At 54.8% G+C, this 11,668-nt stretch carries 13 protein-coding genes and 1 pseudogene; 8 read left to right on the top strand and 6 right to left on the bottom strand.

Features of this window, described 5'->3' with window-relative positions:
* From BM174_RS19815 to BM174_RS19785, 7 genes and pseudogenes are all read left to right on the top strand, one after another.
* Positions 1 to 294, top strand: a 294-nt coding sequence (locus tag BM174_RS19815) for a transposase (protein ID WP_177209426.1), incomplete at its 5' end; no start/stop codon positions are given.
* A gap of 37 nt (positions 295 to 331) precedes the next feature.
* Positions 332 to 883: pseudogene (locus BM174_RS19810) on the top strand (ISAzo13 family transposase); the annotation flags it as partial.
* A gap of 482 nt (positions 884 to 1,365) precedes the next feature.
* Positions 1,366 to 1,653 (top strand): sll1863 family stress response protein, encoded by a 288-nt coding sequence (locus tag BM174_RS19805; RefSeq protein ID WP_245766462.1) that lies wholly within the window; start codon positions 1,366 to 1,368, stop codon positions 1,651 to 1,653.
* Positions 1,654 to 1,699: 46 nt separating this feature from the next.
* Entirely contained in the window at positions 1,700 to 2,188 is a 489-nt protein-coding gene (locus tag BM174_RS19800; protein WP_093925548.1) for a bacterioferritin, read from the top strand.
* Between the two features lie 142 nt (positions 2,189 to 2,330).
* A complete protein-coding gene (locus tag BM174_RS19795; RefSeq protein ID WP_093925547.1) occupies positions 2,331 to 3,107 on the top strand; it encodes a PRC-barrel domain-containing protein in 777 nt (258 codons plus the stop codon).
* A gap of 188 nt (positions 3,108 to 3,295) precedes the next feature.
* Positions 3,296 to 4,047, top strand: a protein-coding gene (locus BM174_RS19790; RefSeq protein ID WP_218152957.1) for an IS5 family transposase whose coding sequence is annotated in 2 segments (ribosomal slippage) — positions 3,296 to 3,629 and positions 3,629 to 4,047 — 753 coding nt in all. Because the reading frame shifts where the segments join, the coding sequence is not laid out codon by codon here.
* Between the two features lie 219 nt (positions 4,048 to 4,266).
* A complete protein-coding gene (locus BM174_RS19785) occupies positions 4,267 to 5,286 on the top strand; it encodes an IS110 family RNA-guided transposase (protein WP_093925546.1) in 1,020 nt (339 codons plus the stop codon).
* Positions 5,287 to 5,700: 414 nt separating this feature from the next.
* Here the strand turns inward: BM174_RS19785 and BM174_RS19775 are convergent, their stop codons facing one another.
* The 3 genes from BM174_RS19775 to BM174_RS19765 all read right to left on the bottom strand — a co-directional run bounded on the left by BM174_RS19775 (position 5,701) and on the right by BM174_RS19765 (position 8,614).
* On the bottom strand, positions 5,701 to 7,575 hold the full coding sequence (locus BM174_RS19775) for an SLC13 family permease (protein ID WP_093925545.1): 1,875 nt from the start codon (positions 7,573 to 7,575) through the stop codon (positions 5,701 to 5,703).
* 194 nt (positions 7,576 to 7,769) lie between these two features.
* On the bottom strand, positions 7,770 to 8,114 hold the full coding sequence (locus tag BM174_RS19770) for a hypothetical protein (protein WP_093925544.1): 345 nt from the start codon (positions 8,112 to 8,114) through the stop codon (positions 7,770 to 7,772).
* 65 nt (positions 8,115 to 8,179) lie between these two features.
* On the bottom strand, positions 8,180 to 8,614 hold the full coding sequence (locus tag BM174_RS19765) for a DUF6789 family protein (protein ID WP_093925543.1): 435 nt from the start codon (positions 8,612 to 8,614) through the stop codon (positions 8,180 to 8,182).
* 284 nt (positions 8,615 to 8,898) lie between these two features.
* Here BM174_RS19765 and BM174_RS19760 point away from each other — a divergent pair, with 284 nt between their 5' ends.
* Positions 8,899 to 9,678, top strand: coding sequence for an acetoin reductase (locus tag BM174_RS19760; protein ID WP_093925542.1), 780 nt, complete (start codon positions 8,899 to 8,901; stop codon positions 9,676 to 9,678).
* A gap of 207 nt (positions 9,679 to 9,885) precedes the next feature.
* On the opposite strand, the gene BM174_RS19755 is transcribed toward BM174_RS19760, so the two are convergent.
* The 3 genes from BM174_RS19755 to BM174_RS19745 all read right to left on the bottom strand — a co-directional run.
* The gene (locus tag BM174_RS19755) at positions 9,886 to 10,587 is read right to left on the bottom strand and encodes a DnaJ domain-containing protein (RefSeq protein ID WP_093925541.1); all 702 of its coding nucleotides are present in this window, start codon (positions 10,585 to 10,587) and stop codon (positions 9,886 to 9,888) included.
* Complete coding sequence (locus BM174_RS19750; protein WP_093925540.1) at positions 10,587 to 11,306, bottom strand: vWA domain-containing protein; 720 nt, start codon at positions 11,304 to 11,306, stop codon at positions 10,587 to 10,589. The genes BM174_RS19755 and BM174_RS19750 overlap by 1 nt, the downstream gene beginning before the upstream one ends.
* A gap of 15 nt (positions 11,307 to 11,321) precedes the next feature.
* The coding region (locus tag BM174_RS19745) for a transposase (RefSeq protein ID WP_177209553.1) at positions 11,322 to 11,668 on the bottom strand (347 nt) is incomplete at its 5' end.

The following is an 11,668-nucleotide window of genomic DNA, read 5'->3' as shown; positions in this document are numbered from 1 at the left end:
CAAAAAGACCGCGAAGAACTCATGGCATTCTTCGACTTTCCTGCTCAACATTGGCAAAGCATCCGCACCAGTAACCCAATTGAATCCGCCTTTGCCACGATCCGGCACCGCACCAAGCGCTCAAAAGGCTGCCTGTCACGCGACGGAATGCTGCACATGATGTTCAAGCTGGGACAATGCGCTGAGGAAAACTGGCGGAAGCTACGCGGCTTTGACTACCTCGCCAAAGTCATCACAGGCGTTACGTTCAAAGACGGAATTGAAACTACCAAACCCAGCCAGATCGCCGCATGACCGACAAGCCTCAAACACCAGACTCGACAATAGCTCGGAACTCGGCAAGGTGGTGCCCTACGGTGTCTACGACGTCGGTACCAATACTGGCTGGGTCAGTGTCGGCGTCACCGCCGATACGGCGGCTTTCGCCGTCAATTCTATCCGTGTTTGGCGTCAGCGCATGGGCCTGCAGCGCCATCCTGACATGCGCGAACTGACCATTACGGCTGACTGCGGCGGATCTAATGGTGCGCGCGTCCGGTTGTGGAAGGTGGAACTGCAGAGGTTAGCGGACGAAACCGGCCTCGTCTTGCATGTCCATCACTATCCGCCAGGCACATCCAAGTGGAACCGCATAGAACATCGGATGTTTTGCCATATTACACAGAACTGGCGCGGCCGACCGTTATCCAGCCGAATGGCAGTCGTAGAGTTGATCGGAGCGACGACGACGAACGCTGGACTGAAGGTAGAATGCGCACTTGACGATGGCCTTTACGAGAAGGGCGTTAAAATCACCAATGCCGAAATGGATAGCCTCGCCATCGAAGGAAACGCCTTCCATCCAGAATGGAACTACACCATCAAACCCCGCAACCTCGACTAAATGTAGCAATTATTGTTGAAGGTCTCCTTAGTCTCCGGCGGCCTCATTTCCGATCAGATGAAAACACAATAGTCGCATCTGACCGCCAGCAGGATTTCACCGGAGGGTCCGCTGATTTGGATCAGAGCGCTACTGTCTGGAAACCGGTACTGTTGTTAAACGTAGGGCACCCTCTGAAGAACCTGAGAAGCGTCGCAGTAAAGTGAGCTGCATAGCCTCTTTTATAACGCCTGAACGCAGAATGCTATTGATCGGGTTTGCCAAGAGATCGTGGACGCGAGCGCGGGCATGGTACCGGTTTCTATAGCAAAGGCGCAGCAGGCGATATGACCCTGATAGGGGCGCTCAAACTGAGTTTTGTTGGGCATGATCGACATCAGTGCAGAGTGTGGACGGCGTGTTACTTTCAGGAATTCCCATAAGTAGGAGTCATGATAGGCGCGCATTGGTGCTCAAGCCGATATCAGCAAGGAGACAAATACATGATTAATTCAGAAGCTCAATTTGAGAAATTTGAAAGCCAACTCGCCGAATGGAAGGCTCAAGTCGCACAGCTTGAAGCTAAGGCTGCGGGTGCCGCCGCGGAGGCAAAGCCCGCTTATCTGCGCGAAGTCGAAGAGCTGAAGGAAAAATTCGCAAAGAGCCAGAAGCAATATGACGATGTCCGCAAAGCACAAGAAAACGGGGCAACCGATGACCTGAGTGGACTGCAATCTACTTGGCATGATCTTGGTGTTGCGGTTGGCAAGGCGATGGGTCGTTTCGGTTAATTAATCTGCCTACCCAAGCAAATTTGGTAACAAAGGACTGAACCCAATGACCAAAAGCAATACCAGCAAGAGCATCGAGAACCTTCAAACCGCGCTGTCGATGGAACTGACAGCGATCCAGCAATATCTTCTGCACACCCATGTTTTGGACGACTGGGGGCTTGATCGATTGGCCAAAAGAATGCGCGAAGAAATGAGCGAGGAACTGGGCCATGCCGGTCGTTTTATCGATCGAATTCTTTATCTTGAGGGAATGCCCAAAGTAGAAGCCGCCAAGGCACCGATCCAGGCAAAAGGACTCGACGCGCTGTTTCGCGCTGATCTTGGCGAGGAACGCGGTGCGGTGCAGTTCTACACGCAGGCAGCACGAGACGCGGCTAATGACAGTGACATCGGCACCAGTCGCCTGTTTGAGGACATAGCGATCGAAGAAGAATGTCACGTTGATTGGCTGACCCGCCAGATGAGTTTGCTCGAGAAAATGGGCGAACCTACCTACATGCTTTCCCAGATGGAAGATCCCCAGGCGGCTTGACCAAAAACAGTCGTTTCAATGCTGGGCGGAATACAAACGATTAATACGAGGTCAAGACCACGGTTAGTTTACCGTAGCGTCCCATCTTTTCAACAATTGGCGGGGCCATGCGTTTTGGCTGCTGCAGGAAGGACATCGAAAAATGACAGAATTCGTATCGAAAACCGCAAACAACGCTGCAGATACCCCAGGGTCTCCGGTTCTATTCGCAATGACCGATATGCTGCGTCACAAGGCCTCCGCAAAGGACGTGCGTTTCCCAATTAAGGAAATTTTCTTTGATGCAGGGCAGGGCCTCTTGCAATTTGTCGCTCTCGACGTCGGCGGGTGGTTCGATGATCTCGAGGTGGTAGTTTCAACGCGTTTGATGGGCGAACCTGACGAAAGCAATCGTGAGTGGCCAGTTGAAATCAGTCCCGACGCCATCAAAGCCGCGCCGGAATGGTCCGACCCTAAAGTCTTCGGGCACACGGCAATGGCGGAGATGCCGCCGATCATGGTTGGTCCATTGGGCGGGGGCTACGCTGGTTTCGCCACTCTCAATTGGCATGAGACACAAGACGGTCCAGAGATCCCCGGAAATCGGAAAGTGGACGGATTTGCGCGCCTTAGTGACTGGGTGGGCTTGCCGGTCTTTGGTCATGACGACGAAGTCGGTACCGTGATCGATATCTTGTTCGATCCTAAGACTGGATCCCTATCGCATCTGGTGATCGACACCGGTGGGGCGATTTCTGCACAGCAGATGGTTGTTCCATATGATCGGCTGCTTCATCTGGCCAAGGGCGGCAGTCATGTGGTGATGAACGTTACTGAGAAACTGCTACGCGAAGCGCCGGCGCTCGAGCACTTTGATATGCTCAACCGTTCATGGCTGGACACGCTGCGGGCTTACTATCAGCTGGCACCAAGGCTTTGAATAGCGGGTCCTAATAGTCCTGACTAACGTTGTGATTTTCATGGTGATCGGCACACCATGGATTTTAGTTGGTGGGTAATTTACATAAACTCAACAGTGTCCCGCTGGTTCGTCTAGGGGCTGTTGACGTTCGGGATTCACAAATCGCCTAACTTCTGATTCAAGGTTGCAAACAGAGGAGAGCAGCCTTGACCCGAAGAGTCCTAACCAACGCGCATTGGGCAATTATCGAACCGTATTGTTTGGGGAAATCCACCGATCCGGGACAAACTGGTCGTGACCCCCGGCTATTCATTGAGGCGGTCCTTTGGATCGTTCGCACCGGGGCTCAGTGGCGCGAGTTGCCGGATGAATTTGGCAAATGGAACTCTGTGTTCAAGCGGTTCCGCAGGTGGGTTAAAGCGGATACTTTCCACCATATGTTCAAGGCATTAACTTCGGACGCAGATCTAGAATACGCCATGATCGATGGAACCATCGTCAAGGTCCACCGCTCAGGTCAGGGCGCAAAAGGGGGACTCTTTGCCAGGCCATTGGGCGTTCTCGCGGGGGCATAACGACGAAAATACTGGCGCTGACAGACGCGCTCGGCAACCTCGTTGATTTTTGCCTGATGCCTGGGCAGGCTCACGATCTGCGCGAGACTGATACGTTGGTCCGTGATCTGTCTGCCGGGCACTTGCTGGCGGACAGAGCTTTCGATGCAGATTGGTTGCGAAATGACCTGCTGGAACGTGGCATCATCCCCGTCATACCGCCGAAATCCAATCGAAAGTTTCCCGCAACCTTCGACAAGGAAACCTACAAATGGCGACACCTGATCGAGAATTACTTCGGCAAGTTGAAGGAAAACAGAGGGATAGCCATGCGCTCCTGCAAGACAGATCAGAGCTTCAAAGCCTTCATCTCGATTGCGGCAACAATTATTCAAATACGGTGAACGTCAACAGCCCCTAGGTTACAATCCGATGGTCGACCTCGGCCATACCAGCCGCGCCATTATCGGCCTAACCGGACCGAAGCTGTATTTTTGGGCGTCTTAAAGAACAAGTCGGCAACATCTTGGGTTAGCTGATGGTGTGGATGGCTCCTGCTCCAACCGACGTCGCAATGCGTCATACTGCAGATGTCACAACCTGCAAATGAGAGGAGCCACCCCATGCAAGTTACCACAATCGGCCTTGATCTGGCCAAGAACATTTTTCAAGTTCACGGGATCACCAAAGACGACGAGGTCGCCTTCAATCGACCTTTGAGACGGGCGCAGTTGTTGTCTTTCTTCTCCAAGCTTGAGCCCTGCTTGATTGGTATGGAGGCTTGCAGCAGCGCGCATCATTGGGCACGCGAGCTGACTAAATTCGGGCATGACGTTCGGTTGATCCCACCGATATACGTGAAGCCATATGTGAAACGCGGCAAGTCTGACGCCATCGATGCGGAAGCCATTTGTGAAGCAGTTACCCGACCTACAATGCGTTTTGTGGCGATCAAGACCGTCGAACAACAATCCCTATTGTCGGTCCATCGTGCGCGGAGCCTCTTGGTTCGCCAGCGGACCCAACTCATCAATGGTCTACGCGGAATGGTCGCCGAATTTGGTGTGTATATCGCGCGAGGTCTCGCACGGGTCATCAGTTTTTCCGAGGACATACTGGCTGGTGAGGTTTTGGATCTGCCTGATATCGCGAACGACGTGATCCACAATCTGTGCGAGCAGCTCACGGCATTGCATACTCGTCTGCGCTGGTACGAGGAGCGCCTGAAGCAGATTGCCAAGGAAGACGCGCGTGTGCGGTTGTTGCGTACCATCCCAGGCGTTGGTGCTGTGACGGCGTCCGCGATCATCGCCAGCATTGGAGATGGGCATCAGTTCAGCAATGGCCGCGAGTTTGCAGCATGGCTTGGTTTGACGCCTGCGAATAAATCCAGCGGCGGTAAAGAGAAGCTGGGCCACATTACAAAAATGGGTGATCAATACTTACGATCATTGTTGGTCGTTGGCATGACATCACTTGTCCGACAGACCAAATCGCACCCGGAGCGCGCAAGTAAGTGGCTGATATCGCTGCTGGAGCGAAAACCCGCGCGCTTGGCGACTGTCGCTATGGCCAACAAAACGGCAAGGATCGTCTGGACAGTTCTAACTCGCAACCAACCTTACACCCCACACAAGGCCTAAAGGAGAAAGAACAAAGAGTTAGCAAGACCCGCGAGATGATGGTGCATAAGTCTGCCGCCAAAACCGAGACACCCCGTCGAAGGTCCCGGGCGCAATTGCCCGCTAAGCTGTAAGGGACTTGGTTTGCGGAACCCATCAGGGCCAGCGGTCAAAACCGCGCAAACAGGCCGGACACATGACTGCTTCTGACAAATGCACAAATCGGATCAAAAATGTCTTGCTATGCAGGAGCCATCCACACATGACCTTCGCCGCAGAGCGCGCGAACTGTTTGATTCGGACTTTTATGCCATTCAGCAGATGTCCACGCTTTGAAAATTCAGTTAATTATCCAGCTTACATCACAGCGTGGGAGTGCTGGAGCATTCCCGACTCCATGGGCCAATTGATTGTGCAAGGCCTGTCCATGCAGATTTACATTGGCCAGACGATCAACAACAGCGGAATACTGACGACGACCACGATAACCTCGACCAGAAGTCCCAACCGCCAATAATCACCGAACCGGAAACCACCGGGGCCAAGGATGAGCGTGTTGTTCTGATGCCCGATTGGCGTGAGAAAGGCGCAGGACGCGCCAATCGCGACAGCCATCAGGAAGCTGTCAGGATTGACGCCAAGTGTTGCGGCAATGCCAAGGGCGATGGGACACAAGATGGCCGCAGTAGCGGCGTTGTTCATCACGTCTGACAGGAACATGGTGGTGATCAACACCACTGCCAACGCGGCGACAGGGTTACCCTGCGCGATGGTTTCGACCAGAAACCGCGCCAGTTGATCGGCGGCCCCAGTCGTCTGCATCGCCCCCGCAACTGGGATCAGGGCTGCTAGCAACACGATGATCGGCCAGTCGATAGAGGTATAAATCCGCCGCAAAGGTACAGTGCGCAAAAGCATCGAGGCCAGAACCCCAAGCGCAAAAGCCACGGCGGCAGGCAGCAGTCCCAGCGTCACAATACCGACCGCACCGAACGTGATCACCCCGGCGATGACTGCCATACGCTTGTCAGGGATGCGCAATTCGCGCTCGCCCAGCGGCACGCAGCCCGTATCTTTAATGAATTCAGCAATCATCTCGACCGGGCCTTGGATGAGCAGCAGATCGCCGGATTTCAACTTCAGATTGCGAAGCCGCGCCTGCGGCGGGCGCCCTTCGCGCGAAACGGCTAACAGATTGAGCCCATAGCGAGTCCGCAGCCACAGGTCACTGGACGAACGCCCGACAATGGTCGAGCCTGGCAGAACGGCCAGTTCTCGCAGCACAATATCCTCATCGCGATCATCGCTCTCGTCTGTGTCCTCGGCCTTGTCATCCTTTTTTGTAGCCGTTTCCGCTTTGGCCGCTTGCGATGTCTTTTTGGACGCGCCGTCTGTCTTCTCGCCTTCTCCGTCCGATGACGTTTTCTCCTCTTCCAGCTTAATGCCGAAGACCGACAGCGCCTCGGCCAGCGCGTCGACATTGGCCTGCAGCGCCAGAATGTCACCCGCGTGAATACGACGCCCGCCATGTGGCGCTGTTATGCGCACCTCATTGCGCACCAGACCGATGATCTGTGCACCACTGTCCTCTATTTCGGCCTCGAAGTCTCGCAAGGTCAGGCCGACTGCCTTGCCTTTCTCGGGTATGCGCACCTCGGTCAGATAGGCACCGGTGTCAAAACCGTCACCAACGTCAGATTTGCGCGCAGGCACCAGCCGCCAGCCAATGACAGCGACGAAGAGAACGCCCAAGGCCGCAACGACCACGCCCACAGGGGCGAAGTCGAACATGGCGAATTGGCCCAGCCCGGCCTCTTCCCGAAAGCCCGAAACGATAAGGTTCGGCGGCGTGCCCACAAGCGTGGTCATGCCCCCCAGAATTGTGCCGAAGGCAAGTGGCATCAGCACCTGTCCAGGCGTTAGATCTAGCCGACCCGACAGCTGCATTGCGATTGGCATCAAAAGCGCCATCGCCCCCACGTTGTTCATGAAGCCTGACAGCGCCGCGCCCAGTCCAATCAGCGCCAGCATAGTTGTCATCCGCCCTGCATCGCGCGGCAGGATGCTGCGCGCCAGCCAATCCACAGCACCGGTATTTCGCAACCCTTGGCTGAGCACCAACACACAGGCCACCGTGATCACCGCAGGGTGGCTGAAGCCCGCAAATGCAACGCCTGCCGGAACCAATCCTGTGATGACGCAGGTCAGGAGTGCCGCCAACGCCACCACGTCATGGCGGAACCGCCCCCACAGAAACAGCGCCATCATAGCCGTGAGAATGGTGAAGATCAGGAGTTGGGGGCCGGTCATGGAAATAGCTTTCTTGCTCGGGTTGCCCTGCGAGAGTCAGAACAAGGCTGTTGAATCAAAGGCGCGTTTAAAAGGCGGGGCGCGCCAGAAGCCGCCAGAATTGTTTCAGGCATGACCAGCATGAAAAGTGCACTGACCCGGATCGCCACTGCAGCCATGACGATGACTTTACAGGCTGCAAGGCTGTAAGCTCATTAGCCCCGAACTTCTCCTTTCGGATCATGTGCGCGGTTCCGATCCCGGCGAATATAGTGGTGGCCGAATGGAAGGCTTTGAAGTGAAGCATCGGGCCGGTGATCCGCATCGAGGATGTCCTTGAGGTATTTGACCTGCAGAATCTTGATGTCCTGTCCAGCTTTTGTGAGTTTCAGGATCACGTTCAGGCTCTGTAAGCCAGCCAGATTGTGGCAGCATTTATCAATGAAACCGCGCTCTGAAACGCCACTTCCTGCAATTGCACGCTCGAAGAACCGCTGAGTGGCGACCGTATCGAAGAGCTCAATGGGGAGAACTTTACCACTCGACGGTTCACGATGCATGACTCCTCCTGCCAAAGTGTGGACGGGTCCTGTGAGGAATCCCCCACATAGCACCGATCATGCTTTCAATGCGCAAGTGGGAGGTTTGCACGCATCTGATAAACGCCGCCCAGAGCGGCCCCGAATATGATGTGCAGTACCAACGTCATTATCGGTGCCATGACGCCTAGATTCATTCCAAACAGGCCTGCGCCCGCCATTGGCATCACAATGATCATCATGCCAAGCCATGCTGCCACGCCAAAGACGATGCCTTTGACGACCGCGTTGCCGCCAGGGATCAGTCCGTAGAGCAGGGCAAATCCAACGCCCCAGGCAATTGTGCCGATCATGAAATGCACGATCCATCCGACCGCTACGGACGAGCCCATCATGTTGCCGATCATGGCGGCGACATCCAGCTCGGGCATCACGCCCATCATGCCTTTTACAATCATCAGAGCCGATAAGACGACAGTCGCAATAAATCCGGCGACAAGGCCGGCTGAAATATTCTGCATTGTGGTATTCCTTTTCTAAGGGCCTTAGCCCGGTGTCCATTTCTCGCCGTGAAGCTGGCGAAAATTGTATTGATCCGGTTGTCATCACTCGCAGGTAGGCGATTATCTTCCGCCTTCGTGGCGGCAAGGGGTCGACAGCGCGGTAGCTCCAAAATCCCTACAGCAAGTTTCGCGACCGAGTGCTGATCGGTGTTAGGCTAAGGCGGCCTCAATTCTGATTAGATGGAGACATGGTGGGTGGATCCGACGGGTACATGCGAGCTTAAGCAGAAAGGAATTCTAGAATGACAATTAAAGGAAAAGTTGCGCTCGTGACTGGCGCTGGCCAAGGGATCGGACGAGGCATTGCTTTGCGCCTGGCAAAAGACGGCGCCGATATCGCTGTTGTCGACATCAATACCGACAAGATGGCAGAAGTCGCTGCCGAGATCGAAGAGCTTGGCCGCAAGGCCACAACATTCAAGGCCGACGTCAGCGCCCGTGCGGAGGTCTATGCCGCGGTAGAGCATACCGAAAAGACACTCGGTGGGCTCGACATCATGGTTAACAACGCTGGTATCGCACAGGTCGATCCAATCGCAGATGTAACACCGGAGGACGTAGAGCTCATCCTGAAAATCAATATCCAAGGTGTTCTCTGGGGGATCCAGGCTGCCGCTGCGAAATTCAAATCGCTGGGCCATAAGGGCAAGATCATCAATGCGTCTTCGATTGCCGGACACGATGGATTTGAGATGCTGGGCGTCTATTCGGCGACGAAGTTTGCAGTCCGTGCGCTGACTCAGGCATCGGCCAAGGAATACGCCAACGATGGCATCACGGTGAATGCCTACTGTCCCGGCATCGTCGGCACGGATATGTGGGTCGAGATCGACAAGCGGTTTTCTGAATTGACCGGTGCGCCCATCGGCGAGACCTACGAGAAATACGTGGGCGGAATTGCATTGGGGCGGGCGCAGACGCCGGACGATGTTGCCGCACTGGTCTCATACCTCGCCGGACCGGATTCCGATTACATAACAGGGCAGGCGATCATCACCGACGGCGGGATCGTCTATCGCTGACGCCGCGGGCGGGTGGAGCCGCAATTGACCCGCACCTGGTGTTCGCCAGCTAACAAAAGGTTCCCAGTATGCCTCAGATGCGCCCTCGGGTGATCGAACAAAGGTTTAAGAGGCAACTTTCGGACATTCCGGTCGTTGCAGCAGGCTCGTTCAACTGATGGTATCGGCCGACGGCGGATATTGGGGTGACGCCGAGTGATCGACCGTTCAGTCGAGTGATTGCTGGTCGCCAAGAAGCCTGTTTCTTGCTTCAGTAATCTGGGCCGTCAAGGCAGCTGAGCCGCCACGATCAGGATGAACCCGCTTGATGAGCCTATGATATGCCTCCCGGATATCCGCTTTGCTGGACCCAGCCTCAAGCCCTAGCAACCGATACGCTTCATCCCGGCTCAGCTTTCTTGAATGTGACGATGCATACTCGTCGCGAGCCGCACTCTGTTCCATTTGATCGCGCCAATCTGGATGGGCGCTGTCAAGGAAGGTCTCGAAAAGCTTCACAGTCTCTTCATCAGTCTGAACTTCGGCGTGAAATCGGAGTAGTTCCTGCAGCGCGAGGTCCGACAGGACTTGACCTTGGAAGGTCCCAGTCAAGATCTCCCCATCGATACTCCCAGTTTCATGGTCGAGGATCATTTCCAAATGCGCGGAACGCACTTGGGATGTTCGCGTCGTCGATCTCTTCGCAATTGCCGCATTTCTTGACAGCAGCAGAACAGCTCCCAAGATTAACATAGGAATTGCAAGTGCGACCAAACGAATGAAAATCAGCCAAATACCGGCCGTGATCAGCAAAACACCAAGTGAATTCTGGGTGATCGCAGGAAAAATAGAGCGCAGCACACTGCGAACAATCCAAAGAGAAATTGCAAAACCAACAGCACCTGCGAGGAAGGTCAGTAACGGTTGCATCAACGCATATCAGCAAGAAGCCGCTTCGCCGTTGCGCTGCTGGCCGCTTCCAGTGCCTTTCGACCGCCCGCTGCATATGTGGCCACGGCTGCGAGCAACGCCTTCAGGTCCCCAGCCGAGTTCCTGTCAAAAGGTAAATAGGCACCGCCGGTTAGCCGCGCGATCTCGCGAAATGCAATTTCGGCATGTGCGTCCCTACCATCATGAAAGACAAATGCTTTGACCCCGCGTAGGCCTAGTTCTCCGGCGATTCCGCACAATTCATCCATGTTTTCTTCCATTGAATCGCCGACGTAGACCAAAGCCGCCAACGGTTGTTTATCGGCTTCCTGCTTGGCATGCGAAAGAACCTTTGCGATCTGCGTCAGACCGCCGCGGCAATCGATTCTTTCCATCAGACCGCGCAGGCCTTCGGCGTTGTTGACCCAGCGAGAAGCCTTGGATTCCCTGTGACCGCGAAAGTAGACAAGCTGTACCGATAGATTGCCAACCGACGCAGCAGCCGAGAACATTTCGCCTTGAAGGGCGCAGGCGATGTCCCACGTCGCTTGGCGACTCATAGTTGCATCAAGGGCAAATATCATCCGCCCCCGCGCTGCGTCCTGAGCCGGCGCGAGTTGTTTTGCCTGTTTTAAAAAAGCATCAATCTCGGAGCCGCTCGACTTTGAGCGGGCCGCGAGCCTCCTTTCGCCTTTTCGTGAAAGTTCGGTCTTTTTCATAGCTCTATACCGCCTCTACTTCAAAACCCGAAAGTTTTTGTGGGTTATGACGCGGAAGTTGTCTGAGACCTTGTCGCGGAACTTCGTCCATTCCTGCGGGATGGTTTCACGCATGAATGCAAGGATGGCGTCGGCGAACTGCTTTTGACTTGGGTAGTAGCGATTGTGGGTAACGTATTGATGCAAGACGGCCCAAAGCCGCTCAATTGGATTGAGATGAGGGCAGTAAGGCGGCAGCTGGATCAGATGGATACGGCAAGCTGCCCTGGCGAGGAAGGCTCTGACATCGGGGCCTTTGTGGTAGGCCGCGTTGTCCCAGATGACATGAATGATGCGCTTGTCAGGGTTGCGCGCTTCGATCT

Origin of the sequence: Sulfitobacter brevis, assembly GCF_900112755.1 — a bacterium.
Lineage (GTDB): Bacteria > Pseudomonadota > Alphaproteobacteria > Rhodobacterales > Rhodobacteraceae > Sulfitobacter > Sulfitobacter brevis.
Note: the sequence above shows the minus strand (reverse complement) of the source record. Positions and strands in the feature narration are given on the sequence as shown.

Excerpts from the sequence above, each read along its gene's own strand:
- BM174_RS19795 (WP_093925547.1), top strand. The coding sequence starts at position 2,331 with ATGACAGAATTCGTATCGAAAACCGCAAACAACGCTGCAGATACCCCA.
- BM174_RS19765 (WP_093925543.1), bottom strand. The coding sequence starts at position 8,614 with ATGCAGAATATTTCAGCCGGCCTTGTCGCCGGATTTATTGCGACTGTC.
- BM174_RS19770 (WP_093925544.1), bottom strand. The coding sequence starts at position 8,114 with ATGCATCGTGAACCGTCGAGTGGTAAAGTTCTCCCCATTGAGCTCTTC.
- BM174_RS19755 (WP_093925541.1), bottom strand. The coding sequence starts at position 10,587 with ATGCAACCGTTACTGACCTTCCTCGCAGGTGCTGTTGGTTTTGCAATT.
- BM174_RS19785 (WP_093925546.1), top strand. The coding sequence starts at position 4,267 with ATGCAAGTTACCACAATCGGCCTTGATCTGGCCAAGAACATTTTTCAA.
- BM174_RS19760 (WP_093925542.1), top strand. The coding sequence starts at position 8,899 with ATGACAATTAAAGGAAAAGTTGCGCTCGTGACTGGCGCTGGCCAAGGG.
- BM174_RS19775 (WP_093925545.1), bottom strand. The coding sequence starts at position 7,575 with ATGACCGGCCCCCAACTCCTGATCTTCACCATTCTCACGGCTATGATG.
- BM174_RS19800 (WP_093925548.1), top strand. The coding sequence starts at position 1,700 with ATGACCAAAAGCAATACCAGCAAGAGCATCGAGAACCTTCAAACCGCG.
- BM174_RS19750 (WP_093925540.1), bottom strand. The coding sequence starts at position 11,306 with ATGAAAAAGACCGAACTTTCACGAAAAGGCGAAAGGAGGCTCGCGGCC.
- BM174_RS19805 (WP_245766462.1), top strand. The coding sequence starts at position 1,366 with ATGATTAATTCAGAAGCTCAATTTGAGAAATTTGAAAGCCAACTCGCC.